Origin of the sequence: Nonomuraea salmonea, from assembly GCF_042428605.1 — a bacterium.
GTDB lineage: Bacteria > Actinomycetota > Actinomycetes > Streptosporangiales > Streptosporangiaceae > Nonomuraea > Nonomuraea salmonea.
This window is the reverse complement of the sequence record NZ_JBHMCF010000011.1, coordinates 642,352-668,337: the sequence shown is the minus strand read 5'-3', so window position 1 is coordinate 668,337 and position 25,986 is coordinate 642,352. Positions and strand designations below refer to the sequence as shown.

The 25,986-nt window shown below is 71.2% G+C and carries 26 protein-coding genes; 8 read left to right on the top strand and 18 right to left on the bottom strand.

Annotated elements, in window-relative coordinates; genetic code table 11:
• Positions 1–22: 22 nt before the first annotated feature.
• Together ACFFR3_RS13440 and ACFFR3_RS13435 are read left to right on the top strand one after the other, a co-directional pair.
• Complete coding sequence (locus ACFFR3_RS13440) at positions 23–643, top strand: TetR/AcrR family transcriptional regulator (RefSeq protein WP_364366483.1); 621 nt, start codon at positions 23–25, stop codon at positions 641–643.
• A complete protein-coding gene (locus ACFFR3_RS13435; RefSeq protein WP_379483208.1) occupies positions 640–1,731 on the top strand; it encodes an acyltransferase family protein in 1,092 nt (363 codons plus the stop codon). Before ACFFR3_RS13440 ends, ACFFR3_RS13435 begins: the two co-directional genes overlap by 4 nt.
• Before the next feature lie 31 nt (positions 1,732–1,762).
• Here the strand turns inward: ACFFR3_RS13435 and ACFFR3_RS13430 are convergent, their stop codons facing one another.
• Entirely contained in the window at positions 1,763–3,517 is a 1,755-nt protein-coding gene (locus ACFFR3_RS13430) for an AMP-dependent synthetase/ligase (protein ID WP_379483207.1), read from the bottom strand.
• Positions 3,518–3,860: 343 nt separating this feature from the next.
• Between ACFFR3_RS13430 and ACFFR3_RS13425 the strand changes: the two genes are divergently transcribed.
• Positions 3,861–4,835 carry a hypothetical protein gene (locus ACFFR3_RS13425; protein WP_364366492.1) on the top strand — a complete coding sequence of 325 codons (975 nt, stop codon included), beginning with the start codon at positions 3,861–3,863 and terminating at the stop codon, positions 4,833–4,835.
• Between the two features lie 75 nt (positions 4,836–4,910).
• Here ACFFR3_RS13425 and ACFFR3_RS13420 read toward each other — a convergent pair whose 3' ends face one another.
• Both ACFFR3_RS13420 and ACFFR3_RS13415 read right to left on the bottom strand, forming a co-directional pair.
• Entirely contained in the window at positions 4,911–5,171 is a 261-nt protein-coding gene (locus ACFFR3_RS13420; RefSeq protein ID WP_364366495.1) for a TFIIB-type zinc ribbon-containing protein, read from the bottom strand.
• A gap of 59 nt (positions 5,172–5,230) precedes the next feature.
• A complete protein-coding gene (locus ACFFR3_RS13415) occupies positions 5,231–6,088 on the bottom strand; it encodes a phosphotransferase (protein ID WP_345401942.1) in 858 nt (285 codons plus the stop codon).
• A gap of 65 nt (positions 6,089–6,153) precedes the next feature.
• Here ACFFR3_RS13415 and ACFFR3_RS13410 point away from each other — a divergent pair, with 65 nt between their 5' ends.
• Positions 6,154–7,041 (top strand): TIGR03619 family F420-dependent LLM class oxidoreductase, encoded by an 888-nt coding sequence (locus tag ACFFR3_RS13410; protein ID WP_345401945.1) that lies wholly within the window; start codon positions 6,154–6,156, stop codon positions 7,039–7,041.
• On the opposite strand, the gene ACFFR3_RS13405 is transcribed toward ACFFR3_RS13410, so the two are convergent.
• The 3 genes from ACFFR3_RS13405 to murQ are packed head-to-tail and all read right to left on the bottom strand — an operon-like array spanning position 7,038 to position 9,434.
• Positions 7,038–7,418 (bottom strand): VOC family protein, encoded by a 381-nt coding sequence (locus tag ACFFR3_RS13405; RefSeq protein ID WP_345401948.1) that lies wholly within the window; start codon positions 7,416–7,418, stop codon positions 7,038–7,040. The two genes, ACFFR3_RS13410 and ACFFR3_RS13405, sit on opposite strands and share 4 nt — an antisense overlap.
• Positions 7,419–7,428: 10 nt before the next feature.
• The gene (locus ACFFR3_RS13400; protein ID WP_379483206.1) at positions 7,429–8,490 is read right to left on the bottom strand and encodes a serine hydrolase domain-containing protein; all 1,062 of its coding nucleotides are present in this window, start codon (positions 8,488–8,490) and stop codon (positions 7,429–7,431) included.
• A 44-nt stretch (positions 8,491–8,534) separates the two neighbouring features.
• A complete protein-coding gene (murQ, locus tag ACFFR3_RS13395) occupies positions 8,535–9,434 on the bottom strand; it encodes an N-acetylmuramic acid 6-phosphate etherase (RefSeq protein ID WP_345401954.1) in 900 nt (299 codons plus the stop codon).
• 57 nt (positions 9,435–9,491) lie between these two features.
• Between murQ and ACFFR3_RS13390 the strand changes: the two genes are divergently transcribed.
• Positions 9,492–10,601 (top strand): exo-beta-N-acetylmuramidase NamZ family protein, encoded by a 1,110-nt coding sequence (locus tag ACFFR3_RS13390; RefSeq protein WP_355432906.1) that lies wholly within the window; start codon positions 9,492–9,494, stop codon positions 10,599–10,601.
• Between the two features lie 8 nt (positions 10,602–10,609).
• Here the strand turns inward: ACFFR3_RS13390 and ACFFR3_RS13385 are convergent, their stop codons facing one another.
• From ACFFR3_RS13385 to ACFFR3_RS13350, 8 genes are all read right to left on the bottom strand, one after another.
• Positions 10,610–11,473: a GNAT family N-acetyltransferase gene (locus ACFFR3_RS13385; RefSeq protein WP_379483205.1), complete on the bottom strand. Its 864-nt coding sequence runs from the start codon at positions 11,471–11,473 to the stop codon at positions 10,610–10,612.
• Complete coding sequence (locus ACFFR3_RS13380; protein ID WP_364366507.1) at positions 11,473–12,483, bottom strand: ABC transporter ATP-binding protein; 1,011 nt, start codon at positions 12,481–12,483, stop codon at positions 11,473–11,475. The genes ACFFR3_RS13385 and ACFFR3_RS13380 overlap by 1 nt, the downstream gene beginning before the upstream one ends.
• Positions 12,480–13,466 (bottom strand): ABC transporter ATP-binding protein, encoded by a 987-nt coding sequence (locus ACFFR3_RS13375; protein ID WP_364366510.1) that lies wholly within the window; start codon positions 13,464–13,466, stop codon positions 12,480–12,482. Before ACFFR3_RS13375 ends, ACFFR3_RS13380 begins: the two co-directional genes overlap by 4 nt.
• A 3-nt stretch (positions 13,467–13,469) precedes the next feature.
• Entirely contained in the window at positions 13,470–14,387 is a 918-nt protein-coding gene (locus ACFFR3_RS13370) for an ABC transporter permease (protein WP_345401963.1), read from the bottom strand.
• Complete coding sequence (locus tag ACFFR3_RS13365; protein ID WP_364366512.1) at positions 14,384–15,391, bottom strand: ABC transporter permease; 1,008 nt, start codon at positions 15,389–15,391, stop codon at positions 14,384–14,386. The genes ACFFR3_RS13370 and ACFFR3_RS13365 overlap by 4 nt, the downstream gene beginning before the upstream one ends.
• Before the next feature lie 3 nt (positions 15,392–15,394).
• Positions 15,395–17,221, bottom strand: coding sequence for an ABC transporter substrate-binding protein (locus ACFFR3_RS13360; protein WP_345401969.1), 1,827 nt, complete (start codon positions 17,219–17,221; stop codon positions 15,395–15,397).
• A 145-nt stretch (positions 17,222–17,366) separates the two neighbouring features.
• Complete coding sequence (locus ACFFR3_RS13355) at positions 17,367–18,335, bottom strand: zinc-dependent alcohol dehydrogenase family protein (RefSeq protein WP_345409726.1); 969 nt, start codon at positions 18,333–18,335, stop codon at positions 17,367–17,369.
• A gap of 11 nt (positions 18,336–18,346) precedes the next feature.
• Complete coding sequence (locus ACFFR3_RS13350) at positions 18,347–19,564, bottom strand: M20 metallopeptidase family protein (RefSeq protein WP_379483204.1); 1,218 nt, start codon at positions 19,562–19,564, stop codon at positions 18,347–18,349.
• 100 nt (positions 19,565–19,664) lie between these two features.
• Here ACFFR3_RS13350 and ACFFR3_RS13345 point away from each other — a divergent pair, with 100 nt between their 5' ends.
• Entirely contained in the window at positions 19,665–20,405 is a 741-nt protein-coding gene (locus ACFFR3_RS13345; protein WP_345409727.1) for an HAD-IIA family hydrolase, read from the top strand.
• 171 nt (positions 20,406–20,576) lie between these two features.
• Positions 20,577–21,029, top strand: a complete 453-nt coding sequence (locus ACFFR3_RS13340) for a hypothetical protein (protein ID WP_379483203.1) — start codon at positions 20,577–20,579, stop codon at positions 21,027–21,029.
• A gap of 125 nt (positions 21,030–21,154) precedes the next feature.
• Here ACFFR3_RS13340 and ACFFR3_RS13335 read toward each other — a convergent pair whose 3' ends face one another.
• From ACFFR3_RS13335 to ACFFR3_RS13325, 3 genes are all read right to left on the bottom strand, one after another.
• Positions 21,155–21,691, bottom strand: a complete 537-nt coding sequence (locus tag ACFFR3_RS13335; RefSeq protein WP_364366522.1) for an NADPH-dependent FMN reductase — start codon at positions 21,689–21,691, stop codon at positions 21,155–21,157.
• Positions 21,692–21,819: 128 nt separating this feature from the next.
• Positions 21,820–23,814, bottom strand: coding sequence for an ABC1 kinase family protein (locus ACFFR3_RS13330; RefSeq protein ID WP_379483202.1), 1,995 nt, complete (start codon positions 23,812–23,814; stop codon positions 21,820–21,822).
• An 83-nt stretch (positions 23,815–23,897) separates the two neighbouring features.
• The gene (locus tag ACFFR3_RS13325; RefSeq protein WP_364366528.1) at positions 23,898–24,827 is read right to left on the bottom strand and encodes an acyl-ACP desaturase; all 930 of its coding nucleotides are present in this window, start codon (positions 24,825–24,827) and stop codon (positions 23,898–23,900) included.
• Positions 24,828–24,904: 77 nt separating this feature from the next.
• On the opposite strand from ACFFR3_RS13325, the gene ACFFR3_RS13320 reads away from it, so the two are divergent.
• Positions 24,905–25,348 carry an NUDIX hydrolase gene (locus ACFFR3_RS13320; protein WP_345401990.1) on the top strand — a complete coding sequence of 148 codons (444 nt, stop codon included), beginning with the start codon at positions 24,905–24,907 and terminating at the stop codon, positions 25,346–25,348.
• Between the two features lie 93 nt (positions 25,349–25,441).
• Here the strand turns inward: ACFFR3_RS13320 and arfB are convergent, their stop codons facing one another.
• Positions 25,442–25,849: an alternative ribosome rescue aminoacyl-tRNA hydrolase ArfB gene (gene arfB, locus ACFFR3_RS13315; RefSeq protein ID WP_345401993.1), complete on the bottom strand. Its 408-nt coding sequence runs from the start codon at positions 25,847–25,849 to the stop codon at positions 25,442–25,444.
• Positions 25,850–25,986 lie beyond the last annotated feature (137 nt).

Sequence of the window (25,986 nt, the reverse complement as noted above, 5' to 3'; positions counted from 1 at the left end):
CCATGTGTGTTAGATTTTGGCCATGCGGTCAGAAAATGAGCCGGGCGGCCAGAAGTCTCGCTCGTTCATCGAGGAGGCCAGGCGGGCGCAGATCGTGGCCTCGGCCATCGAGGTGATCGCCGAGGCCGGCTACGGTCAGGCGTCGCTCGCCCGGATCGCCAAGCACGCCGGCATCAGCAAGGGAGTGATCTCCTACCACTTCGCCGGCAAGGACGAGCTGATGGAAGAGGTGGTCGAGCGGACCTACGGACGCATCGCCGAGCACGTCGCGGCCAGGATGGAGGGCCGCACCACGGCGAGCGAGCTGCTCAGGACGTACGTGCTGGCCGTGGCCGAGCACATGCGCGGCCACCGCACCCAGCTCGCTGCCCTCGGAGAGATCTTCAACAACTTCAGGGGAGCCGACGGCCAGCCCCGCTACGGCGTGCACACCAGCGAGCCGATCTACCAGACGTTTGAGTACTTCTACCGGATGGGCCAGGAGAGCGGCGAGTTCAGGAGCTTTGACACCCGGGTCATGGCCGTCACGCATTCGGCCGCCATCGACAGCATGTTCGCCTACTGGGCCGCCCACCCCGACCACGACCTCGACGCTCACGCCACCGAGCTCGCCGACCTCTTCGAAAGGGCCTGCCGCGCATGACGACAGAGACCGCCGCCCCCGCCACCAGGACCACCAGGCTCCACGCCGTCGACAACCTGCGCGTCGTGCTGACCGTGCTGGTGGTCGCCCACCACGTCGCCCTCACGTACGGCAACATCCCCGTCTGGTTCTACCTGGAGCCGGCCCGTGACCCCTCAGGCAGCCTGCTGGACCTGCTGGTGGTCTTCAACCAGGCGTTCTTCATGGGCTTCTTCTTCCTCATCTCCGGCTTCTTCACGCCGGGCTCCCACGCGCGCAAGGGCGGGCGCGCGTTCGTGCGCGACCGGCTGATCAGGCTCGGCGTCCCGCTGCTCGCCTTCCTCGTGGTGCTGCGCCCGATGGTGAACTTCGGCGCGCTGGCGGACCTGCCCGGCATGCCGTACTGGCAGTTCTACCTGTTCTCCTGGGACCCGGGCCCGATGTGGTTCGCCGAGGTGCTGATCGTGTTCGCGCTGGTCTACGCCGCCTGGCGGGCCCGCAGGCCGGCGCCGGAGCGCGCGGACGTGCCGTTGCGCACGCGGCAGGTCGTGCTGTTCACGCTCGCGCTCGCGGCCGTGACGGCCCTGTGGCGGATCCCGGTGCCGACCGGCACGTACATCCCCGTGCTCGGGCTGCCGTCGGTCAGCTTCCTGCCGCAGTACATCGCCATGTTCGCGGCCGGATGCGTGGCCTGGCGGCGCGGCTGGTTCGCCTCGCTGCCCGCGCGGGCCGGCCGGATCGGGCTGCTCACGGCCGCCGGGGCGAGCGCGACCGTGCTGCCCGCCTCGCTCGTGACCACCGGCCTCGTCTCCAGCTCGCTGACCGCGCTGTGGGAGTCGGTCTTCGCCGTCAGCATGATCATCGGGCTGACCGTGCTGTTCAGGGAGCGGTTCGGCACCCAGGGGCCGCGCGGGCGCTTCCTCGCCCAGCACGCCTTCACCGTCTACATCCTGCACCCGCTCGTGCTGGTCGGGCTCGGCCACGCGCTGAGCTGGATCCAGGCGATCGCCATCGTCAAGTTCGCGATCATGCTGGTGCTCGCGCTGCCGCTGTGCTGGGGGCTGGCCTATCTGGTGCGGTCGCTGCCGGGCGCCAAGCGGGTGCTCTGAGCCCCTTCCCGGGCCCGGCAGCGCTCAGGCGTCAGCTGTAGAAGGCGTCGAGGACGCCGCCGTGGCGCTCCTCGACGGCCCTGCGCTTGATCTTGAGGCTGGGGGTCAGCTCACCCGTCTCCACCGTGAAGTCGCTCGCCAGGATCGCGAACTTCTTGACCGTGGCGTAGCTGGCCTCGCCCGCGTTGACCTGCTCGATCGCCTTCTCGACCTCGGCGCGCACGCGCGGGTGCTCGCGCAGCTCCTCGGGGTCGAGAGGCAGCGACTCCGCCTCGGCCCACGGCTTGACCACCTCCATGTCGAGGGTGACCAGGCAGGTGACGTAGTTGCGGCGGTCGCCGTGCACGAACACGTGCGACACGTACGGGCAGGCCGCCTTGATCCGGCCCTCCAGGTAGGTCGGGGCGACGTACTTGCCGCCCGAGGTCTTGATCAGCTCCTTCTTGCGGTCCGTGATGCGCAGCCGCCCGGCCTCGTCCACCTCGCCGATGTCGCCGGTGCGCAGCCAGCCGTCCTCCAGCGCCTCGGCCGTCTCCTCGGGCAGGCCGTGGTAGCCGCGCATGATGCCGCGTCCCTTGATGAGGATCTCGCCGTCCTCGGCGATGCGCACCTCGGTGCCGGGGAACGGCAGCCCGACCGTGCCGAACCTCACCGACTCCGGCCGGTTGAGGAAGGTGCCGGCCGACGACTCCGTCAGCCCGTACCCCTCGAGGATGGTCAGGCCGGCCGCGTCGAAGAACTCGGCGATGTCCTGCGACAGCGGGGCCGCGCCCGAGATGAAGAAGCGGATCCGGCCGCCGAACCGCTCGCGCAGCTTGGCGAAGACCAGCCGGTCGGCGAGCGCGTACTCGGCGCGGGTGGTCACCGGCACCGGCACGCCGCGCTGGCGGGCCCTGCTCACCCTGATGCCGGTCCTGCGCGCCCACTCGAAGATGCGCAGCTTGAGCCCGCCGTCGTTGCGCATGTTCGCCACGACCGTGTTGTGGATCTTCTCGAAGATGCGCGGCGCGGCGGCCATCACGGTCGGCCGCAGCACGCCGAGGTTCTCGGCGATCTTGTCGAGGCGGCCGTCGATCGCGGTCGGCACGCCCTGCCCGATCATCACCACCTCCAGCAGCTTGCCGAACGAGTGCGACAGCGGCAGCCACAGGAAGTGCAGGTCGCTGGGGGAGATGAGGCCGACCTCGCGGACCGCCTCGGCGGTGTAGAGCCAGTTGTCGTGGGTCAGCTCGACGCCCTTGGGGCGGCCGGTGGTGCCCGAGGTGTAGATGAGCGTGGCCAGGGAGTCCTGGGCGATGGCGTCCACCATGGCGTCGTAGTCGCCCTCGCTCGCGGCGACCGAGGCGAGCGGGATCACCCAGCCGTCGTCACCGGCCGCGCCGTCGATGACGATCACGTGCGTGACGTCGGGGAGCTCCTTCTGCACCGACCTCAGCTTGGCGACCTGGTCGTCGTTCTCGGCGACGACGATCGTGCTGCCGGAGTCGTTGATGATGAACGCGGACTCCGCCGCGGTGTTGGACGGGTAGATCGTGGTCGTGGCCGCTCCGGTCGCCAGCACGGCGAGATCGCACAGGATCCATTCGAGGCGGGTCGAGCAGAGGATCGACACGCGGGTGCCGGGGCCCGAGCCGAGCTGCGCCAGGCCGAGGGCCAGCCCGCGCACCCGGTCGCCCACCTCACGCCATGACAACGAGGTCCACCCGTCGTCCGAGGGCACGCGGTACGCCTCGGCGTCGGGGGTGGCCGCGATCCGGTCGCGGAGCAGGGAGGGAATGCTGGACATGCCTGACCTCCTGGGGGGTGATGGCCCGACTCTAAGGCGGCGGTGGCGCTCCAGTCGATGGTTCTCGCCATGCCGTGGGGCGTGACGCTTCCTGTTCCGCGGGGAGCGGGCCGAGCGGCGAGCGCTTCCGCGGGGACCGGGCCGACCGACAACCTCGACCTGGCCGGCGTCAGGCGGCCGGCCGAGGCGCCGGCGGCATACCGGGACGCGTTGATCGTGGCCGGCCACGACCGGCCGTTCCTGGAGACGCTCGGGATCACCCGGTGGCTGCGGCAGGACCGGAGGAGGGACTGTCGGAATCGTGAATTGACGGTTGGGGATCAACCCGGAGATAGTGTGGCAGGTGGCTACACCCCGGTTGATCTCCTCCGTTCTCGCTCTGGCGACCCTCACCACGCTCGGCGCGTGCTCAGCGGCCGGTGAGTCACCCACCGGGGGCGAGTCGAAGGTGAGCGGCGTCGCGGGCGGCGAGGGCACCGCCCCTGCCACCGACGGCAAGGAGACCTCGGCCGCGCTGACGCCCGAGGCGTACAAGGGCGAGCTGGAGAGCCGGCGCAAGGCGATGACCGACGCGATCAGCGGCCTGACCAAGGCACGCGGCGTCAAGGCGCTCGACACGCGGGTGGGACGGGCCGAGGAGGCGCTGAGCGGCGCCGCCGAGGCGCTGTCCGCCCTCACCCCGCCCGACGCCGTACGCGCCCAGCACGAGGCGTACGTCGCCAGCCTGCGCGAGGTCGCCACCGGCCTCGGCTCGACGGCGGGCAAGGTCGGCTCCCGCGACCTGTGCACCCCGTCGGCGGTGCTCACCGACCTCGGCGACAAGCTGACCGCGCTCGACAAGGCGGGCCGCGCCCTGCAGACCGCCGGCGACTACCCGGCCGACGTGGTGACGGTCAAGGCGGGCGAGCGGCGTACGCGGCGGCTGCGCAACGGCGCGTTCGTCAAGAAGGGCGGCACGCTCGACGGCCGCAGCTCGCTGGAGATCGACAACGGCGGCAGCCTCGACGCCGTGGTGACCGCGCTCAGGGGCGGCAGCAAGGTGTTCAGCGTGTACGTGCGCAGGAAGGCGACGTTCAAGGTCAAGGGCGTGCGCGACGGCAACTACAAGATCTACTTCACGCACGGCACCGACTGGGACGGCAAGTCGGGCGCCTTCACCCGCGAGTGCAGCTTCGAACGCTTCGAGAAGACCGTGAAGTTCAAGACGACGTACACGGCGACGCAGATCCTCTGGCACGACTGGCGGCTCACGCTGCACACGATCAGCGGCGGCAACGCCCGCACCGCGCCGGTGGACCCCGAGGACTTCCCGGGCTAGACCCGCGACCAGGCCCGCCAGGAGCCCGGCGACGGGAAAGGCCGCGCTCCCTGGCGGGGCGCGGCCTCAAGAGGATCAGGTGGAGAAGAGCATGCCCACCCAGCTGCGCTGACGGTGGTGGCCGTAGTGGTGGCCGCCGTGGTGGGGGGCTCCCCAGGCCGGCCCGGGAGCCGACGGAGGGGGCGGGGGAGCCGCGTGGTACTGCGACTCCATCCGGGTCAGCGTCTCGAGCTCGCCGTAGTCGAGGAAGATACCCCGGCAGTTGTCGCACTGCTCGATGTGGACGCCGTTGCGCTCGTAAGTCCGCATGTTCCCGCGGCACTTGGGGCACTGCATCTAAGTCGCTCTCCTTGACTTCGAGGTCTCAGGGTTGAAACCTACCGCGCGCAACGCCGTCACGCCCTGACGATTCTGTTGCACGCCTCGACTAACGAATGTTCGACCTCGTCGAGTTCCCGGCCCTCGCGGTCCGCGTTGACCACGGCCACCGCCGCGAGCTGCACGGTCAGCGCCCTGGCCGGCACGTCGAGCCACCGCCACGGGTCGTCGCCAGGGCCCAGGGCGGGCCCGCCGGAGGCGAGGTAGGCGCCGAGGAACCGCTCCCACACGGCCGGTTCGAGCAGGCCGGCCGCGTACCAGGCGGCGGGCCGCGCGAGGTCCCACGCCGGGTCGCCCACGCCCAGGTCGTCGACGTCGATGAGCAGCCACCTGTCGCGGTGGACGAGCTGGCCGAGATGCCAGTCGCCGTGCGTCGGCAGCCCGGGCAGCGGCGGCGGCTCGGGCAGCTCCTTGAACGCCCGCCTGATCAGCTGCTCCACCGGCCCGTCGCCGGGCATGCGATCGACCGCGCGGGCCGCCCTGGCCGGGCCTCCGGCGGGCGGCAGCGCCGGCAGGAACGTCAGCGGCACCGCGTGCAGCCTGGCCAGCAGCCGGGCGCCCTCCTCCCAGGGAGCCGCGCCGGGGTCGTCGTCCTGCGAGATCGGCCGCCCGGCCGGCCACACCGTGACCGCGCGCCCCGCCGCCGACAGCACCTCGGGCACCAGCGGGGCCAGCATCACGCCGCTCACCGCGGCCGACGCGGCGGCGCGCAGCCGTGGCCGCAGCGACTCGGCGTCGTCGCGCGCCGAGTGGGCCTTCACCACGACCTCGCCCAGCCGTAACACCTTCACGTCGGTGCGCGTCGGGTGCCACACGGGCGTTCCGGTGCCGCCGTACGCGGCGGCGATGCCCGCCAGCTCCTCCTCGAGACCCACGCGTACAGCCTATTTCGTCCGCAGGTGGCGCGGCTCCCGGCGGCGGCGTAGGGAAAACTGGGCGCATGAGAATCGGTTTCGCCGTACCCGTGTCAGGGCCGTGGGCCACACCCGAGCACATGCGCCGTGTCGCCGTCCGGGCCGAGGAGCTCGGCTACGCGGAGCTGTGGACGTTCCAGCGGCTGCTCTATCCGGTCGGCAGCACCATGGGCCCCACCTACCGCGCCGTCCACGACCCGCTGATCACGCTGTCCCACGTGTCGGCCGTGACAGGCCGCATCGGGCTCGGCGTCGCGGTGATCAACGCGTACGTGCCGCCGATCCTGCTGGCCAAGCAGCTCGCCACCCTGCAGACGCTGTCCGGCGGCCGGGTCACCGCCGGCATCGGCCTGGGCTGGCTGCCCGAGGAGTTCGAGGCGAGCGGCGTCGGCATGGAGCGGCGCGGGCGCAGGGGCGAGGAGTTCGTCGAACTGCTGCGCCGGGCGTGGAGCGACGACGTGGTCGAGCACAGCGGCGACTTCTACCGGGTGCCGGCCGCCCACATCGACCCCAAGCCAGAGCCGGGGCCGCCGCGCGTCCTGCTCGGCGGGTCGGCCGACGTCGCGCTGCGCAGGGCGGCCCGGCTGGCCGACGGGTGGGTCAGCTCCAGCAGGGAGGACCTGGCGGCCATCGGCGGCAGGATCGAGATGATCAAGGCGGAGCTGGCCGCGTCCGGGCGCGACCCCGGCGCGTTCCGCTTCGTGGTGCGCGGGGTGACGCGGGTGCGGGCCGCCGACGAGGACCGGCCGCTGTCGGGCACGTACGACAAGATCCGCCGCGACGTTGCGGCCCTGGGCGCGGTCGGCGTGACCGACGTCTTCCACGACCTGAACTTCGACCAGGACATCCCGGCCGCCGGCCCCGAGGAGGCGATGCGCAGGGCCGAGGAGGCCCTGGAGGCGCTGGCTCCCTAGCCGCCGCCGTAGGGCACGGTGATGATCTCCAGATTGTGCCCGTCGGGGTCGGACCAGTAGAGCCCGCGCCCGCCGTCGTTGGTGTTGATCCGCCCCGGCTCCTGGTGGTACGGATCGGCCCAGTAGGTCAGCCCGCGCTCCTCGATCCGGCCCCGGATGCGGTCGAACTCCTCCTCGCTCACCAGGAACGCGTAGTGCTGCCCCGGCACGTCATCGCCGGCCTGCACGACGTCGAGCGAGACGCCGTTGGCGAGCGTGACGACGCGGAAGGGCCCGTAGACCGGCGCCGGCTCGAGACCGAGCACGTCCACGAGGAAATCCGCCGTGGCGTCCCGGTCCCTCGCGGGGACGATCGTGTGGTTCAGCTCGACGCTCATACTTCGCAGGCTACGTCAAGAGGCCGGACAGGCGGGCCGCCTCCTCCGCCACCGCCTTCCGCAGCTCCCTGACGCCCTCGCGGCCGCGTACCGGGTGCACGGCGTTCGTCAGCAGCACCACGGTGAGGCGGCGGGCCGGGTCGACCACCAGGGACGTGCCGGTGAAGCCCGAGTGGCCGTACGCGTCCTTGAGCGGCCCGACGATGCCTGGATCGCCGATCCGCACGCCCAGCCCGTGACGGAACGGCGCCCCCTCGGCGCCCTGGTCGCGTGTCATCTCCGCCACGGCCGCCGCGCCCAGCACCGGCCCGCCGCCCAGCCGCAGCGCCTCGCCGAAGGCCAGCAGGTCGTCGGCGGGGGCGAAGACGCCCGCGTGCCCCGCCACGCCGCCGAGCGCGTACGCGGTCTCGTCGTGCACCTCGCCCCGCACGCACCCCGGCCCTGGACGCTCGGCCTTCCACTCGGTGGCGGCCACCCGCCCGAGCACCTCGGGGCCCGGCCGGTAGCCCGTGTCGGGCAACCCCAGCGGGCCGGTGACCCGCTCGCGTACCAGCACGTCCAGCGGCGCCCCTCCGGCCAGCTCGGCCAGGCGGCCGGCCATGATCATGCCGACGTCGCTGTAGAGGTAGGGGCCGCCGACCGGATGCGCGGACGGCGTGGCGACCATGGCGGCCAGGCGGGCGCCGGCGTCCGCGTCCGGCAGCTCCTGGTCGATGCGGCGGGTCGGCGGCAGGCCCGCCGTGTGGGTGAGCAGGCGGCGCGGGGTGATGCGGGGATCGGCGTCCGGCAGGTGCGCGGTCACCGGCGCGTCGAGGTCCAGCCTGCCCTCCTCGGCCAGTGAGAGCAGCACCGTCGTGGTGAACAGCTTGCTGACCGAGGCCAGGTCGAAGATCGAGTCGCGGCGGGCCGGCGGGCGGCCGGCGGCGAGCGTGCCGCCGGCGTCCGCGTACCGCACCAGCTCCCCGGCGGACGCCTGGGCCGCCACGGAGCCGTCCACGGCGATCAGCGCCACCGCGGCGGGGCACACCTCGGGCACCGCCGCCGTCAGGATCGCCTCCAGCCGGTCCGACATCCCCGTCCTCCTCATCGTGAAGTTCGACCGCCCGCCCGGACGTCTCAGCCGCTGAGCGCGTCGCTGAGGCGTTCGCCGTGCGAGCTCAGCAGCGCCCTGGCCGCGTCGGCGTCGAGGCCGTGCCTGATCATCAGCACCGCGACCTTCGCCTGGCCGCCCGCCGCGTCCAGCGCCGCGCCGGCCGTCTCCTGGTCGGCGCCGGTGATGTCGCTGACGATGCGCAGCGCCCGCCCGGCGAGCTTGCTGTTCATGGCCGACATCTCGATCATCTTGTTCCCGTACGTGCGGCCCAGCTTGACCATCGAGATCGTCGAGATCATGTTCAGCACGAGCTTCTGGGCCGTGCCCGCTTTCAACCGGGTCGAGCCGGTCACCACCTCGGGCCCCACGACCACCTCGATGGCGTGCTCGGCGGCGGCCGACAGCGGCGCGTCGTCGTTGCACGACAGCCCCACGGTCAGCGCGCCGCGGCCGCGCGCCTCCGCCAGCGCGCCCAGCACGAAAGGAGCCCGCCCGCTGGCGGACACGCCCACCACCGAGTCGAGCGGTCCCACCTCCAGGTCCTTCAGCGCGGCGGCGCCGGCCTCGGCGTCGTCCTCGGCCCCCTCAACGGAACGGGTGAGCGCGTCCGGCCCGCCGGCGATGATGCCCTGCACCAGCGACGGGTCGGTGCCGAACGTCGGCGGGCACTCGCTGGCGTCGAGCACGGCCAAGCGCCCCGACGTGCCGGCACCGACATAGAGCAGCCGGCCGCCCTGGCCCATCCGTTCGGCGATGGCGTCGATCGCCGCCGAGATCGCCGGGAGCACCACCGCGACGGCGGCGGGCACGGCGGCGTCGGCCTGGTTCATCAGCCGGGCGAGCTGCACGGTCGGCAGCCTGTCGATCTGGGCGTAGCGGGGGTCGCTCTGCTCGGTGGACGGCTCTGATAGCGGATCAATCATGTCGCTAATTTCCACCCTCTACTTCTCTCTTGTAAATATCTTTCAGACAATGGGTTCATGCCACACGTACGAACAGGAGCCGAACGGCTGGCCGCGGATCCCGCCCTGGCGGGCGGCACGCGTCTCGGCCTGATCACCAATCCCACCGGCGTCCTGCCCGATCTGACCCCCACACCCGACGCCCTGCTGGCGGCGGGCCTGAACCTGACCGCGCTCTTCGGCCCCGAGCACGGCATGCGCGGCACCGCGCAGGCCGCGGGCAGCGAGGCCGACGGCGTGGACGAGCGGACCGGCCTGCCGGTCTACGACACGCACAAGCTCTCCGGCGACGCCCTCGACGCGGTGGTGGCCGCCTCCGGGGTGGACACGCTGGTCTTCGACATCGCCGACGTGGGCGCCCGCTTCTACACCTACGTGTGGACCATGTACGACCTCATGGCCGCGGCGGCCCGGCTCGGGCTGCGGTTCGTGGTGCTGGACCGGCCCAACCCGCTGGGCGGGACGGTCGAGGAGGGGCCGCTGCTCGACCCGGCGTACGCGAGCTTCGTCGGCCGCTTCCCGCTGCCCCTGCGGCACGGCAGGACGGCCGGGGAGCTGGCCGGCCTGTACGGCTTCGACCTCGACCTGACCGTCGTCACGATGGAGGGCTGGCGGCGGGAGATGACCCACGCCGGCACGGGGCTGCCCTGGGTGATGCCCTCGGTCAACATGCCGACCCCGGAGACCGCGCTGGTCTATCCCGGCACCGGCCTGTTCGAGGGCACCAACTTCTCCGAGGGGCGCGGCACGACCCGGCCGTTCGAGCTGGTCGGGGCGCCGTACCTGGACGCGCGCTTCGCCCCGGCGCTCGGCGAGCTGGGCCTGCCGGGGGTGCGGTTCAGGGAGGCGTGGTTCACGCCGACGTTCCACAAGCACGCCGGCGTCCCCGTACGGGGGGTGCAGCTCCACGTGCACGACCCCGCCGCGTTCCGGCCGGTGCTGACGGGCCTGTCGATGCTGCACGTGGCCCGCACCCTCCACCCGGACGAGCTGCGCTGGGAGGGCCCTGAGCTGTTCCTCGACCACCTGTGGGGGTCCGGCACGCTCAAGAAGTGCCTGGAGGCCGGTGGGGACCCGCGCGAGCTGTGTCCGCCGCCCGCCCACCCTGAGGGAGGACTTCTGTACTGACCGGCCCATCACGCCAGATCGCGCCGGTAGAGCCAGAAGACGCGTTCGGCTCGCGCGCCCACGGCGCGCGAGTAGAACCGCAACGGCCCCACCCACCCGATCTGGGCGTGGTCCTGCCCGGCGGCCCGCTGCTCGGCCAGGCACCTGCGCAGCAGCACGCGCCCGAGGCCGAGACCGCGGGCGTCGGGCGCGGTGCCCATGGGGCCGAACCAGGACGGCCGCGCTCCCCAGGCCGCGAAGCCGAGGACGCGGCCGTCGCGTTCCGCGTAGTGCAGCCCGGCCGCGTTGACCGCCTCCCAGGCCCAGCGATCGTTCCAATGCTCGGCGACGAAGGCCCCCACCCGCCCACGGTCCGCCTCCGCGCCGAGGCCGTGCACGGACACGCCCGCGCGCTTGAGCCCGGCCAGCTCGTCCTCGACGGACAGGTCGGCGTGCCGCAGGTCGGCGGTCATGTTCCAGGCCACCTCGTAGCGCTCGTAGCCGAGGCGCTCGGCCAGGCAGGCGGCGGCGGTGTAGCGCACGTCGATGCCCGGCCAGGCGTAGCAGGGCGGGTTGCCGGCGAAGCGGGCCTCGCGGGCGCCCTGGCCGCGCAGCCAGTCCTCGGCCGCCCGCACCAGCGCCCGCCCGCGCCCTGCGCCCTGGGCCGAGGGCTCCACGGCCAGCAGGTCGACGTGACCGATCGCCGGGTTCACCGAGTTGAGCGAGGCCATCACGACGCCGCCGTCCACGGCCAGCGCGGTCCAGCGCCGCTCGGCCGGGGGCCGCGCCAGGCTGCGCACCAGTGCGGCGCCCTCGCCGGCGTCGGACGTCAGCGCCGACTCGGCCACCCGCGCGGCCTCTCCGGCGTCGAATTCCCGCACGGAGTGCGTCATCACACCTCGCTCATCGGGCGGGCGATCACGCTGCGGCGCTCGGGGTGGAAGCACGCGTGCTCCTGCGGCACGCCCTCGGTGAGCTGCAGCAGCGGCCGCTCCGACGCGCACCGCTCGGTGCTGAACGGGCAGCGGCGGGCGAACAGGCAGCCCTCGTCGGCCTGGCTCTCGTCCAGCGACTCCAGCGGCACCACGGGCTGCTCGCCCGGCTGCTCAAGACCGTGCAGGACGGGGATGGCCGACAGCAGCGACTGCGTGTACGGGTGCACCGGGTCGGCGATGATCGTGTCCACCGGGCCGTGCTCGACGACCTGGCCACGGTAGATGACGTACAGCTCGCCGTCGCCGCCGATGTAGCGGGCCGTCGCCACGTCGTGCGTGATGAACAGCACGCTCACGCCGAGCCGCTCGCGCAGGTCCTTCAGCAGCGCGAGGATGCCCAGCCGGAGCGAGACGTCGATCATCGAGACGGCCTCGTCGGCGACCAGCATCTCCGGGTCCACGGTCAGCGCGCGGGCGATGACCACGCGCTGCCGCATGCCGCCGGACAGCTGGTGCGGGTAGCGCGACAGCACCGAGCCCGGGTCGAGGCCGACCAGCGAGAGCACCTCGGCGGCCCGCTCCTCGATCCAGGCGCGCGAGCGGCCGGTCTGCCTGGCCCGCAGGCTGAGCGGCGCGAACAGCGTCTGGTGGACGGTCCTGGTCGGGTTCAGAGCCGAGTACGGGTCCTGGTGGATCATCTGGATCTTGCGGAAGTGCGGCTGGCGCTGCTTGGGCTTCAGCCCCGACAGCTCGACGCCGTCGATCGCGATCTCGCCCTCGTCGTACGACTCCAGCCCCGCGATGATCCGCCCCAGCGTGGTCTTGCCGCACCCGGACTCGCCGATGAACGAGGCCGCGCCGCCCTTGGGGATCGCGAAGTCCACGCCCCGCAGCGCCCGCACCTCGCGGGCGCCGAGCACCTTGCCCCGCTGCTTGAACGTCTTGACGACGCCGGTTCCGGTGATCATGCGTGCTCCTTCACGGTCACGGCGTGACAGGCCACGGTACGCGTGCCGTGCTCGACGGCCTCGGGGTCCACGGTGTCGCACACGTCCATGCGCAGCGCGCACCGCTCCCTGAACACGCAGCCCTGCTTCGGCACGGTCGCCAGCGTGGGCGGCCGGCCCGGCAGCGCCTGCGCCTCGTCGATGTCGCCGACGAGCCGCGGGATGGCCTTGATCAGGCCGCGCGTGTACGGGTGGCTGGGCGCGCCGAGCACCTCCCTGGTCGGGCCCTGCTCGACGAGGCGGCCGCCGTACATGACGGCCAGCCGGTCGGCGACCTCGGCCACCACGCCGATGTCGTGCGTGATGACCAGCGTGGTCAGGCCGCGCTCCGCGTGCACCTCGCGGACGATCTTCAGGATGTTCGCCTGAGTGATCATGTCGAGCGCGGTCGTCGGCTCGTCCAGCACCACCAGGTGGGCGTTGAGCACCAGCGCCAGCATGATGCCGACCCGCTGGCGCATGCCGCCGGACAGCTCGTGCTGGTGCGAGTCGAGCACGCGGGCGCCGTCCAGGCCCATCCGGCCGAGCAGCTCCTTGGCCTCGCGCACCAGCCCGCGCAGATCCTCGATCCCGTGCGAACGGCCCAGGTCGAGCAGCTGCTTGCCGACCGTCTTGAGCGGGTTGAGGGAGTTCTGGGCGGCCTGGAAGACGTAGCCGATGTGCTTGCCGCGCGCCTTGCGCAGCTGCTCGCCCGACAGCGCCGCCACGTCGCCCAGCCCGTCGATCTCGACGCTGCCCGCCGCGATCCTGCCGGGCGGCTGCACGGCGTTGAGCAGCGACAGCGCGAGCGTCGACTTGCCGGATCCCGACTCGCCGACGATGCCGGTGATCGAGCCTGGCTCCAGCGTCAGGCTGACGTCCCTGACGGCGGGCAGCTCGCCCGCGGGGGTCTTGTAGACGACCGTCAGGCCGCCGATGCGCACTCCGGGCGCCTTGTTGCTCACCCTCTACTCCTCGCGCAGCCGGGGATTGAAGATCTCGTCCATGGCGTCCACCACGAGCACGATCCCGAGCGTGAGCAGCAGGATCGCCAGCAGCGGAGCCAGCAGGTAGCCCAGCGCGTTCGGCGTGATCATGGCGCCCGCCTGGAACACGGCCAGGTTGAGCATCACGCCCCAGTTGTCCGACTCGTACGGCAGCACGCCCAGAAAGAACAGGCCCACCTGCGAGTAGACCGCGCCGGTGACCGAGATGAGCATGTTCATGGCGATGTACGGCGCCATGCTCGGCAGCAGTTCCTTGCCGATGATGTGCGTCGTGGACAGGCCGAGCCCGCGCGCCGCCTCGATGAACCCGCGCTCGCGCAGCGACAGCGTCTGCGAGCGCACGGCCCGCGCCACGCCGCCCCAGCCGAGCAGGCCGAGCACGAGGCCCATCTGCACCGGGCTGCTGAAGCGCCACACGGTCGCGAGGACCAGCAGCAGCGGCAGGCCGGGGATGGTGAGCTTCATGTCGGTCAGCCGCATGAGCACGGTGTCCCAGCGGCCCCGGCGGAAACCCGAGAACAGCCCGATCGCGGTGCCGACGACGACCGTGATGACCGCGGTCACCGCGGCGGTCAGCAACACGTAGCGCGAGCCCTTGATGACCAGCGCGGTCACGTCCCGCCCCTGCGGGTCGGTGCCGAACCAGTGCTCCCAGCTCGGCGGCTGGGTGATCGCGTTGGTGTCGCCCGGCAGGTTGGCGGGCAGCAGCATGGGCCCGACGACCGCCATGATCACGAAGCCCGCGAGGATGACGACGCCGACCATGCGGCTGGGCTTGCGCCTCATCACCCGCCACACGCCGCGCCAGAAGTTGCGGCGCATGGCCGAGGCCGCCGAGCCGGTGCCCGCACCGGTCTCCGGAATGAGCGTGGCGCTCACGACGCCTCCTCTCCGCTGCGCACCCGCGGGTCGATGACCGTGTAGAACAGGTCCGCCACGATGTTGGCGATGATGGTCCCGGCCGTGATCAGCAGGAAGGCGCCGCCCATCAGGGCGTAGTCGCGGTCGGTGACGCTGCTGATCAGCAGCCAGCCGAGGCCCGGATAGTTGAAGATCTTCTCGATGAAGACCGCGCCGCCGAGCAGCAGCCCCAGTGACAGGGCGAGCATGGTGAACAGCGGCAGGATCGCGTTGCGCGCGATGTACCTGAAGACGATCGAACGCTTCATCCCGCGCAGCTCGGCGGCCAGGATGAAGTCGTCACCGAGCACGGTCACGACGCTCGACTTCATCGCCAGGATCCACCCGCCGTACGCCGACAGCGCGTACGTCAGGACCGGCAGGATCGCGTGCTCGACGAGCGAGCCGATGTAGCCGGCGTTGAACCCCGGTTCGTACAGGATGTCCACCGACCCGTCGGCGGGCAGGATGGGGATGAGCGTGGCGAAGATCACCACGAGCAGCATCGCCAGCACGTACTGCGGGATGCCGTGCAGCAGCGAGCCCGAGATGGACAGCGCGTCGCCGAGCTTGCCGGTGCGCTTGATCGCCGCGTACACGCCGAGGATGATTCCGACGAGGAAGCTCAGCAGCGTGCCGGCCAGCACCGGTAGAACGGTCCACTTGGCCGCGTCGGTCAGCACGTCGAGCACGGGGGTGCCGGGCCTGGTGACCGAGACACCGAGGTCGAGGCGGAGCAGGCCGGTGATGTACTCGCTGTACTGCTGCCACAGCGTGCCGTCCGGCTGGAAGCCGTACAGCACCTTCACCGCCTGCTGAGCCGCCTCGGGGGCCATGCCGCCCTCGATCAGCTTCTCGTAGCGGGCGGCCATGGGGTCGCCCGGGATGTTGTTGATGATGAAGAAGCTGATCGTCGCGACAACGAGGATCATGACGAACCCGCGGGCCAGGTGGCCCGCGAGTCGCCGTGCGATGGACGTCATAGGCTACTGCTTCGCCTTGATCAGACCTTGCTGGATCCACACGCCGGAGGGGAGCACGCCGGTGCCCATTCGCAGGACCTCGTCGTCGTGGGGCCAGCCGGTGAAACGGTTGTTGTTGACGAACTGCGTGTTCACGTAGTCCCAGAGCTGGATGACCGGCAGGTCCTGGTTCGCGGCCTTGGCCAGCTTCGCCATGATCGGCTTGGCGGCCTCCTCGTCGGCGGAGTTCAGCTCGGCGGTCAGCTCACCGGGGTTGATCTTCTCGCCGTCGACCTCGATCTCCTCGGGGCCGCCCATCCAGTTGTTGTTCTTGCCGGGGGCGCTGTGCGTGACCTTGCCCGCGACGTTGTTCCAGCCGTTGGAGGCGCCGTAGAGGCGCTGGAAGATGTCGTACGGCGCGGGGCCGAGCGCCATCAGCCAGAAGCCGACGTCGTACTTGCCGGCCGCCAGCTCCTCCAGGTACAGCGGGTAGTCGGCGGTCGTCACGACCTCCGCGTCCACGCCGGCCTTGATGAGCTGGCCCTTGATGTTCTCCTGCGCCGACAGCCAGTCGGAGAAGCCGGCGGGCGCGTGCATGGAGACCTTCCACGGCGTGCCGTCGGCCAGCGTCCACTTGCCGTCCTTCTTGACCAGGCCGGCTTCCTTGAACTCCGTCTCGGCCTTGGCCAGGTCCACCTTGTACGGCTCGAGCTGCGGGACCGTGTCAGGGATCCACGCCTGCGCGGCCTTCTGGTGGATGCCGCTGGTGGTGGCGGCGGCCGTGCCGCCCTCGGGCGAGGCGACCTTGGTGACCTGATCGCGGTCGATCAGGTAGGCCAGGCCCCTGCGCACGTGCACGTTGTCGTACGGCTTCTTGGTCTGGTTGAAGGCCATGCCCACGGCCACCGGCGAGTAGCCCTTGATGACCTCGTTGCCGGAGGCGGCCTTGATCCGGTTCATCACGTCCGTCGGCGCGGCGGTGAACCCGGCGTGGTCGAGCTTGCCGGCGGTGAGGTAGTTCCAGATCTGCTCGTTGCCGGTGTAGTTGAGGAACTTCACCTGCGAAGGAGCGACGTTGGCGGCGTTGAAGAAGTACTTGTTCTTGACCAGCAGCGCCTCGGAGGGGTTGACCCGCTCCAGCACGAACGGGCCGGCGGAGACGTCCTTCGGCGGGGCGAAGGCGATGACCTTCTCGCCCAGGGACGAGATCTCCTCACGGGCCTTCTCGGCCTCGGCGCCGTCGCCGCGCGCGGCCTTGAGCTTGTCCCAGAAGTCGGCGGGGAGCACACTGCTCCACACGTGCGCCGGCAGGATCGTGGTGTCCAGCACGCCGCGGGCGAACTTGGGGCTCGGGTTGGCCATGTCCTGCGTGATCTTCACCGTCTGCGGGTCGACCACTTCGACCTCCGCGGCGGCGCCCGCCGCGCCCGGGGTGGTCGAGAACGCCGTGCTGCCCTGCGTGTAGGCGATGCCGATGGACATCTTGACGTCCTCGGCCGTGACCGGCTTGCCGTCGGACCACTTCGCGTTGGGCTGCAACTTCAACGTGATCGCGGAGTTGTCGTCCGCGAGCTCCCAGCTCGCCGCAAGACCAGGCAGGGCCTTGTTCGGGTCGGTCAGGTGGTTGACGACCCAGCCCAGCTTCATGGAGCTGTAGCCGGGGAAGGAGTTGCCCTTCGGGTTGTACGGGTTGGCCGGCGCCGACGCCTCAAGGCCCGGCCTGTTCACGTCGATCGTGGTGAAGAGCCCGCCTCCACCGCCCGAGCCGGACTTGTTGGTGGTGCCACCGCTGCACGCCGCAGTCGCGGTGGCAAGACCCAGCAACGCCACTACCGCTGCCAGTCGCTTCATTTGCCGCTCCGGGGGATGTCTCTAGGGATTGACCGGACATTACGATCGCGCCAGATCGGCGTCAATAATCTCCAGCGGTTGTGAGGCTAATGTAACTTTCCTTCATGAGTGTAGGAAGTGACGCTAAGCGCCATCAAGTAAAACCTCAGGTCAGCACCAAGACGGCCGCCCCGTTGACCCGGTCGGCGGCCAGGTCGGACAGCGCCCTGTCCGCCTCCTCGAACGGATAGGCCACCGCCGACACCCTGGGCGGATGCGACAGGGCCAGCTCGAGGTAGGCGTGCCCGTCGGCCCTGGTGTTGGCCGTCACGCTGCGCAGCGTGCGTTCCTGGAACAGGTGCCGGTCGTAGTCGAGCGCCGGGACGTCGGTGAGGTGGATGCCCGCCACGGCGAGCGTCCCGCCCCGGTCGAGCGCCTCAAGCGCGGGCGGCACCAGCGTGCCGACGGGCGCGAACAGGATCGCCGCGTCCAGCGGCTCGGGCGGCCGGTGCGCGTCCGCGGAGGCCGCGCCCAGCTCAAGCGCCAGCCTACGTGCTTGTTCCGACCGCGTGACCACGTGCAACGTGGCCCCGCGCGCGATCGCCGCCTGCGCGGTCAGATGCGCCGACGAGCCGAAGCCGTAGATGCCGAGCCGCCCCTCCTGCGGCAGGTCGCACCTGGCCAGCGCCCGGTAGCCGATGATGCCCGCGCACAGCAGCGGCGCCAGCCACTCGGCCGGGCGGTCGCCGGGCAGCGGATAGACGTAGTCCTCGCGGGCGACGAGGTACTCGGCGTAGCCGCCGTCGGCGTCCCACCCCGTGTACGTCGAGGCGGGACACAGGTTCTCCATGCCCCTGCGGCAGTACCGGCACCGGCCGCAGGTCGAGCGCAGCCACGCCACGCCCACCCGCCTGCCGGTCCCTTCGATCCTGCCGACCACCTGGTGCCCGGGCGTGGTGCGCGGCCGGCGCGGCTCCAGGTCGCCCTCCGCGAGGTGCAGGTCCGTACGGCACACCGCGCACGCCTCCACCTTCACCAGGACCTCGCCGGGCCCCGGCACGGGCGCCTCCCGCTCGATCAGCCGCAGCGGCCCCGACGTGATCGGTCCAGGCCGCTCCACCACCCAGGCACGCATGTGGTCACCCCTTATCCGTTCGCCGCCTCCTGCGCCAGCCTGGAGGCCGCCAGCGAGGCGTACAGCGCGGCGCCGTCCGGCAGCACCGCGTCGTCGAAGAGCGCGTCGGGGGAGTGGTTGTAGGGGGCGGTCACCGGGTCGCGGTCCGGCGGGCAGGCGCCCAGGAACACGAACGCGCCCGGCACGTTCTCCAGCACGTACGAGAAGTCCTCCGAGCCCATGATCGGGTTGGGCGAGACGGCGTAGCGGCCGGGCCCGAACAGCTCGTCGGCCGTCGCGCCGGCGAACTCCGCCTCGGTCCTGTCGTTCACCGTCACCGGGTAGCCCATCGCGAACGACGGCTCCACGCCCAGCCCGTACGCCGCCGCGATGCCCTCCACGACCTCCACCAGCCGCCGCTTGGCCAGCGCCCTGTTCTCCTTGCTGAAGGTCCGCAGCGTCGCCTCGAAGTGCGCCTCGTCGGGGATCACGTTGTCGGCCGAGCCGGCCTGGAACCTGCCCACCGTCACCACGACCGGGTCGAAGACGTTGAACGTCCTGGTCACCATGGTCTGCAGCGACGTCACCATCTCGCAGGCCGCCTGGATCGGGTCGAGCGACAGGTGCGGCGTCGAGCCGTGCCCGCCGCGCCCCTTCACCGTCACCTTGAACGTGTCGGCCGCCGCCATCAGCGGCCCGGGCCGCGACGCGAACAACCCCTGCGGCAGGACCGACGACACCACATGCATCCCGTACGCCGCCACCGGCCGGGCGCCCGCCGCCTCCAGCACGCCCTCCTCGATCATGCGCTTGGCGCCGTCGTGGCCCTCCTCGCCCGGCTGGAACATGAAGATCACGTCACCGGCCAGCTCGTCGCGCCGCCCGCTCAGCAGGTGCGCCGCCCCCACCAGCATCGCCGTGTGCAGGTCGTGGCCGCAGGCGTGCATCTGGCCCGGCACCTGGGAGACGTACGGCAGGTCGTTCTTCTCGGCCACCGGCAGCGCGTCCATGTCGCCACGCAGGAGCACCGCGGGTCCCTGCTGTCCACCGGGCCTGCCACCTCGCAGCACCGCCGTCACCGAGCTGAGCGCGGAGCCGGTCGTGATCTCCAGCGGCAGCCCCTCCAGGGCCGCGAGCACCTTCTCCTGGGTGCGCGGCAGGTGCAGGCCGATCTCGGGGGTGGTGTGCAGGGAGTGCCTGAGCTGGACGATCTCGTCCCGCATGTCCTGGGCGGTTTCAGTGAACGACATGAGCAACATTGTTCACCTGCCGGGCGGGAAGTCGATAAGGCGCGCTCGGTACGATGAACGCGTGACTCAGCGTAAGCGGATCGACTCCTGGTTGTCCGACATGGACGGCGTTCTCGTACACGAAGGGCGGCCGGTCCCAGGTGCGGACGAATTCATCAAAAGACTCAGCGAGTCGGGCCGGAAGTTCCGGGTCCTGACCAACAACTCGATCTACACCCAGCGCGACCTGTCCGTACGCCTCGCGGGCGCCGGGCTCGACGTGCCCGCCGAGTCCATCTGGACCTCCGCCCTGGCCACCGCCCAGTTCCTCGACGACCAGCGGGCCGGCGGGTCGGCGTACGTGATCGGCGAGGCCGGGCTGACCACGGCGCTGCACGAGGTCGGCTACGTGCTGACCGATCTCGACCCCGACTACGTGGTGCTCGGCGAGACCCGCACCTACAGCTTCACCCAGATCACCCGCGCCATCCGGCTCATCGAGGGCGGCGCGCGCTTCATCGCCACCAACCCCGATCCCATCGGCCCCTCCACCGAGGGCTCGCTGCCGGCCTGCGGCGCCGTCGCCGCCATGATCACCAAGGCCACCGGCGTGGAGCCGTACTTCGTGGGCAAGCCCAACCCGCGCATGATGCGCAGCGCGCTCAACGAGATCGAGGCCCACAGCGAGACCACGGCCATGATCGGCGACCGCATGGACACCGACATCGTCTCGGGCATGGAGGCCGGGCTGTTCACCATCCTCGTGCTCACCGGCGTCACCCAGCGGCACGAGATCGACCGCTTCCCCTACCGTCCCTCCCTGATCGTCGACTCGGTCGCCGACCTCATCGAGCTCATCTGAGGCCCGCGGGACGGGCTCAGGAGGAAAAACCTGCACCCGCTTCCCGCCGTCGTTCCCGCCGTCGAGAGGGGTTCGAGGGGCGCGAGAGGAAAGAAGCACACCCGCGCTTTTCCTCCGCTCCGCGCCCCCGTCCCGCGGCTGCGACGATGGCAGCAAGCAAGAGCGCAGAGCGTGAGGGGGCGGGGGCAGGTGGACGTACGCGCGGAGGTCCTCGACCTGAAACTCCGGGTCGAGGATCTCGAGACGGCCCTGGAGCAGGCCGGGCCCGAACAGCAGATCGGTCTCATGCGGGAGGTCCTCAACCTCTCGGAGCGGCTGCAGGCCGAGATCACCACGCTGCGGGCCGAGCTGGCCCGTGCCCGTGGCGAGATCGGCGAGGAGTTCGCCGCGGTCGGCACGGAGATCGCGGGGGTGCGCAGGGAGGTCGCCTCCCGGCCTGCCGCCGAGACCCCCGAGACGGCCGAAACCGCTGAGGGCGCCGAGCCCGGGGCGGACGTGCGGGCGGAGATCGCCGTCGAGTTCGCCGTCGTCCGGTCGGAGATCCAGCGCGAGTTCGACTTCCTGCGCTCCGAGGTCCTCGACCTGAGCATCAAGCTGGAGCGCCTGCAGCGGCGCGAGCACTGACCGCATCACAGCGCCGTCAGAGGGGCCGTCAGAGGGGCTGTCGTCGGAGGGGCCGTCGGAGGTGCCGTCACAGCGCTTTCACAGGGTCGTCACAGGGGTCGTCACAGGGGTCGTCACAGGGGCCGTTACAGGGCCGACAGCACCGGCTCCATGACCTCGGCGGGGCACAGCTGGCGGATCACTCGCCGCACCTGGTCGCGCAGGTCGGCCGAGGTCAGGTGGCCGTCCTCGTCGAAGTGCGGGCAGGCCGGCGAGATCACCAGCTCGGCCCCCATCACCACGGCGCCCGCCCCGAGCAACTGCTTGTACAGCTCCGCCTGCGCCCACATGGCCCCGCAGGCCCGCGCGCTCGCGCTCATCACCCCGACGTGCTTGCCCGACAGCCCGTCCCGCGCGGACATCCAGTCCAGTGCGTGGGTCAGCTCCATCGGCAGCAGGCTGTGCTCGGGAGCCGTCAGCAGGATCGCGTCGCTCCCCGCGACCATCGAGACCAGCTCCCGCGCCGGCCCCGGGACGGTCCCCGGCTGGTACGGCGGGATGTCGCCCAACCCCTGCCACACCTCGAAACACACGTTCTCCGGCAATTCGCCGCCTGCCGCGTCCAGCAATCTGGTGATGAATGACCCCGCGTGGAGACTGGCGGCGATCCCGATGATTTTCACCCACTGCTCCCAAGGGGTTCCGGTGTTACCGGGAACCTGCCCGATGCCGCGGATGTCCAAGACCATGCCGAAGTCAAGAGGCGCACAGTTCTCCCCGAACTCGGCGAGCTTGTGCGGGGATGTCCCGACTACCGGTCGTCGGAGGCGCGGGGGCGGCGGAAGATCAGCGCCAGCACCCGCAAGCCCAGGATCGCCGCGACCATCAGCAGGTTGTAGCCGATGAGCTGCAGCAGCGTCGTCGAGCCCACCAGCGCGGGCCCGCCGTCCGTGGTCAGCAGGATGACCGCCATCACCCCCGCCGTCGAGCCCAGCACCGTCAGCAGCACCTGGTGCAGCAGGCCCGTCACGTAGCGGCGGTCACGGTCGTCGGCGAGCAGCCGCACGTTCATGCTGAAGCGGCCGTGCTCGGCGGCGCTGGCGATGCGCTCGATCCGGCGCGGCAGGCGGCGCAGCATCGGCACCAGGGCGGTCAGCTCCTGGGTCAGCGACTCGCGGATCGTCTCCGGCGTGACCTGCTCCGACAGGTAGCGTCCCGCGAACGCGCGGGCCTCGCCGATCAGGTTGAAGCCGGGCGACAGGCGCACCAGCGTGCCCTCCAGCGTGGCCAGCGCGCGGAAGACGGCGGCCACCTCGGGCGGGATCGACAGGCCGTACTCCGAGACGATCTTGAACAGGTCGGTGAACAGCTGCGCGCTGTCCAGGCCGGGGCCCAGGTGCCTGGCCATGAACTGGCCCAGGGCCCGCTCCAGCGCCGGCTCGTCGATCTCCTCGGGGCGCGGCACCACCTCCAGGAGCGCGTCCGTGACGCCCAGCGGGTCCTGGCGGTTCATGGCGAGCAGGAAGCGCTGCAGCGCCGCGCGTACGGAGCCGTCGAGCCGGCCCACCGAGCCGAAGTCGAGCAGGCCCAGCGTGCCGTCCTCCAGCAGCATGAGGTTGCCCGGGTGCGGGTCGGCGTGGAAGACGCCCTCGATGAGGATCTGCCTGAGCAGGCAGTCGAGCAGGTCGCGGGCCAGGCGCGGGCCCTCGGCGGGGTCGGCGGCGGTGACCGGGCGTCCCGACAGCCGCTCCATGACCAGCACCCGCTCCGAGCACATGGCGCTGATCGGCGCGGGATACGCGACGCTCGCTCCGCCGCCGTGGTCCTCCCCGGAGCCTCCTGAGGCGCGGGCGGCCGAGACGGCGGCCATGTTGGCGGCCTCGACGCCGAAGTCCAGTTCCTCCCTGATCGCCGTGGCGAAGCCCTCGGCCAGGTCGCGCAGGCCGAGCGAGCGGCCCCAGCGGGTCCTGCCCTCCAGCGTGGCGGCCAGCCGCCGGACGATCTCCAGGTCCTGGCCGAGGACCGCCTCGATGCCCGGCCGGCGTACCTTGACCACGACCTCGCGGCCCGAGTGCAGCCGGGCGGCGTGCACCTGGCCGATGGAGGCGGCGGCGAGCGGCGTACGGTCGAACGCGGCGAACACCTCCTCCATCGGCCCGCCCAGCTCCGCGCGCAGCACCGGCTCGACCTGCTCCCACGGGGCGGGGGCGACCTGGTCCTGCAGCCGTCCGAGCTCCTCGACGAACTCGGCGGGCAGCAGGTCGCGCCGGGTGGACAGCACCTGCCCGAGCTTGACGAACGTCACCCCGCCGTCGTCCAGCGCGGCCCGCAGCGACGCGGCCAGGCGGAGCTTGCCCGAGCGGTCGTCCAGCCGTTCGCCCCTGCCGCGCAGGTAGGGGCCGAGTCCGTGCCGGACGGCGATCCTGGTGATCTGCGAATAACGCCTGGTCCTGGACAACCGGCCGCGTACGGACCGCGCCAGCTCCAGCGGCCCCGGCACCGAGCCGGGCGGCACCAGCGCCTCGGCCAGCACGAGCATGGCCATGGGGATCAGCACCATGGCCATGAGGACGAGCAGGAGTACTCCCAGGGCGGCCGCGTCGGGCGGCTGAGTGCCGTCCATGGGGCCGACCATGGCCATGATCGGCTCCAGCACCGGCTGGGCGAGCGCGAACGCGACCAGCGCGGCCAGGAATGTGCGCAGCGCGCCGAAGCGGACATCCAGCAGCCGCTGCGTCACGACCGCGAGGAGCATGATCGTCAGTAGCGTGGCGATCCCGACGGCGACCGTGGTGGGAAAGTCCATGGGCCAGGATCCTCCCATGCCGCCGCTACTGCGGTGCCATGCCCCTCTTCATGATGTTCTGTACGCTTCTGCGCCCCTGCGGGTTACTTCTGGGCGGCCTCGCGGGCGCGGCGGGCCTCGCGGCGCTCGACGAAGCGGGCGGCCGTGGCGTCCGTCCTGGCCAGGAACGCGGACAGCTCCTCGCGCGCCTTCTCACCCTCGGCGTCCAGCCCCGTCTTGTCGAACACCGACCACTGCCGCAGCACCGGCATGAGCACGTCGTCCAGGTGCAGGCGCAGGTCGTAGATGCCCTCGTGGGCGATGATCAGCGACTTGCGGGCGAAGCCCTCCATGCCCTGGCCGGGCATCTGGAAGGTGGTCACGACGTCGGTCACCGCGCGCATGGTCTGGTTGGGGTCGAGCTCGAAGGCCGCCTTCAGGAGGTTGCGGTAGAAGAGCATGTGCAGGTTCTCGTCGGCGGCGATCCTCGCCAGCAGCCGCTCGCAGCCCTCGTCGCCGGAGGCCCTGCCGGTGTTGCGGTGGGCGATGCGGGTGGCCAGCTCCTGGAAGGAGACGTACGCGAGCTGCTGGAGCATCGTGCTGTACTCGGTGACGAAGCCCTGCTCCATGTGCCGCATGCGGGCGCGCTCCAGCGCCACCGGGTCCACGGCGCGGGTGACGGTGAGGTAGTCGCGGATGGCGGTGCCGTGACGGTCCTCCTCGGCGGTCCACCGGTGCACCCAGGTGCCCCAGGCGCCGTCGCGGCCGAACGTCGTGGCGATCTCGTGGTGATAGCTGGGCAGGTTGTCCTCGGTCAGGAGGTTGACGATGAGCGACACCCTGGCGGCCTCGGGGATCTTGGAGTCGCCCTCCTGCCATGCCTCGCCCCCGTAGATGCCGTCGAAGTCGCGGCCTTCGCTCCACGGGATGTACTCGTGCGGGAACCACTCTTTGGCCATCTTCTCGTGGCGGTCGAGTTCGCCGGCCACCACCGGCTCGAGCTCGTGCAGCAGCTCCGTCTGAGACATCGCCATAAAAGATCTTCTCCTTCAGGTTACGGTACCGTAGGTTAGGCTACCGGAAGGACATACCGGTCAAATAGGGTGGATGTATGCGACCAAGTGTCCGCGGTGTCCTGCTCGACCACGACGATCGGCTCGTCCTGTTCCGGCGTACGGTGCCGGGACGCGCGCGCTACTGGACGGTGCCGGGCGGGCACGTCGAGCCCGAGGACGACACACTGGAGGACACCCTGCACCGGGAGCTCCTGGAGGAGCTGGGCGCGACGGTCTTCGCGGTGCGTCACCTGGTCACCGTGTCCTACCCCTGGCAGGGCGAGGTCAAGACCCAGCACGTGTACGGCTGCCGCCTGCTGAGCATGGACTCCAAGCTACGCCACGGGCCGGAGTTCGATGACCCGGCGCGCGGTCTGTACGAGGTGGAGCACGTCCGGCTGCACCGTTCGGAGCTGTTCGCGCGCAACCTCATCCCGCAGGCCGTGGCCGGCTACCTCTCGGCCACCATCACCACCCTGCCCCGCCTCATCGGCACCTGACCTCGGGAGCGCGCCCGCCGATGAAGGGGCGGGCGGTGGGGAGACGGGCGGGAAGCCTGGAAGGTCCCCGGAAGCTCACTGGACGCGGGGGCGTCAGGGTTCGCGGCGCAGGCGCTTGAGGTCGGAGCGGTGCTTCTTGGCGGCGATGCGCCGTTCCACCGAGCCGCGGCTCGGCTTGGTCGGCCGCCGGCGCTTGGGCGGCGGCGCGATGGCCTCGCGCAGCCGCTGCGCGAGCCGGTGCGCGGCGGCCTCGCGGTTGCGCAGCTGGGAGCGGTACTCCGAGGCGGCGATGGTGATCGTGCCGGTGCCGAGCCGGTCGAGGGCGCGCGCCTTGAGCGCGGGCGGCAGCGCCGTGGTCGCGGACAGGTCGAAGGTCAGCTCCACCCGGCTGTCGGTGGTGTTGACGCCCTGGCCACCGGGGCCCGAGGAACGCGAGAAGCGCCACACGAGCTCGGCGTCGGGGATGACGACGGCGTCGTTGACGACCAGCGGGCCGGGCATGGTGGGGAGCTCCTGTTCGCGATGCGCTCTTTCTTACGACATGTCACCGTATATGGACGGCATATACCGCCCGCAATCACATTTTCCCGCCGCGAGTGCTCGTTGACACTCCGCCGGACGGCCACGTATGCCACTAT

What these genes read in the sequence shown, in the direction of transcription:
- ACFFR3_RS13435 (WP_379483208.1), top strand. Translation starts at nt 640, where the DNA reads ATGACGACAGAGACCGCCGCCCCCGCCACCAGGACCACCAGGCTCCAC.
- ACFFR3_RS13365 (WP_364366512.1), bottom strand. Translation starts at nt 15,391, where the DNA reads ATGACGTCCATCGCACGGCGACTCGCGGGCCACCTGGCCCGCGGGTTC.
- ACFFR3_RS13430 (WP_379483207.1), bottom strand. Translation starts at nt 3,517, where the DNA reads ATGTCCAGCATTCCCTCCCTGCTCCGCGACCGGATCGCGGCCACCCCC.
- murQ (WP_345401954.1), bottom strand. Translation starts at nt 9,434, where the DNA reads ATGATTGATCCGCTATCAGAGCCGTCCACCGAGCAGAGCGACCCCCGC.
- ACFFR3_RS13410 (WP_345401945.1), top strand. Translation starts at nt 6,154, where the DNA reads ATGAGAATCGGTTTCGCCGTACCCGTGTCAGGGCCGTGGGCCACACCC.
- ACFFR3_RS13400 (WP_379483206.1), bottom strand. Translation starts at nt 8,490, where the DNA reads ATGTCGGACCGGCTGGAGGCGATCCTGACGGCGGCGGTGCCCGAGGTG.
- ACFFR3_RS13390 (WP_355432906.1), top strand. Translation starts at nt 9,492, where the DNA reads ATGCCACACGTACGAACAGGAGCCGAACGGCTGGCCGCGGATCCCGCC.
- ACFFR3_RS13320 (WP_345401990.1), top strand. Translation starts at nt 24,905, where the DNA reads ATGCGACCAAGTGTCCGCGGTGTCCTGCTCGACCACGACGATCGGCTC.
- ACFFR3_RS13405 (WP_345401948.1), bottom strand. Translation starts at nt 7,418, where the DNA reads ATGAGCGTCGAGCTGAACCACACGATCGTCCCCGCGAGGGACCGGGAC.
- ACFFR3_RS13350 (WP_379483204.1), bottom strand. Translation starts at nt 19,564, where the DNA reads ATGTCGTTCACTGAAACCGCCCAGGACATGCGGGACGAGATCGTCCAG.
- ACFFR3_RS13440 (WP_364366483.1), top strand. Translation starts at nt 23, where the DNA reads ATGCGGTCAGAAAATGAGCCGGGCGGCCAGAAGTCTCGCTCGTTCATC.
- arfB (WP_345401993.1), bottom strand. Translation starts at nt 25,849, where the DNA reads ATGCCCGGCCCGCTGGTCGTCAACGACGCCGTCGTCATCCCCGACGCC.
- ACFFR3_RS13380 (WP_364366507.1), bottom strand. Translation starts at nt 12,483, where the DNA reads ATGATCACCGGAACCGGCGTCGTCAAGACGTTCAAGCAGCGGGGCAAG.
- ACFFR3_RS13420 (WP_364366495.1), bottom strand. Translation starts at nt 5,171, where the DNA reads ATGCAGTGCCCCAAGTGCCGCGGGAACATGCGGACTTACGAGCGCAAC.
- ACFFR3_RS13325 (WP_364366528.1), bottom strand. Translation starts at nt 24,827, where the DNA reads ATGGCGATGTCTCAGACGGAGCTGCTGCACGAGCTCGAGCCGGTGGTG.
- ACFFR3_RS13360 (WP_345401969.1), bottom strand. Translation starts at nt 17,221, where the DNA reads ATGAAGCGACTGGCAGCGGTAGTGGCGTTGCTGGGTCTTGCCACCGCG.
- ACFFR3_RS13330 (WP_379483202.1), bottom strand. Translation starts at nt 23,814, where the DNA reads ATGGACTTTCCCACCACGGTCGCCGTCGGGATCGCCACGCTACTGACG.
- ACFFR3_RS13355 (WP_345409726.1), bottom strand. Translation starts at nt 18,335, where the DNA reads ATGCGTGCCTGGGTGGTGGAGCGGCCTGGACCGATCACGTCGGGGCCG.
- ACFFR3_RS13345 (WP_345409727.1), top strand. Translation starts at nt 19,665, where the DNA reads ATGGACGGCGTTCTCGTACACGAAGGGCGGCCGGTCCCAGGTGCGGAC.
- ACFFR3_RS13385 (WP_379483205.1), bottom strand. Translation starts at nt 11,473, where the DNA reads ATGACGCACTCCGTGCGGGAATTCGACGCCGGAGAGGCCGCGCGGGTG.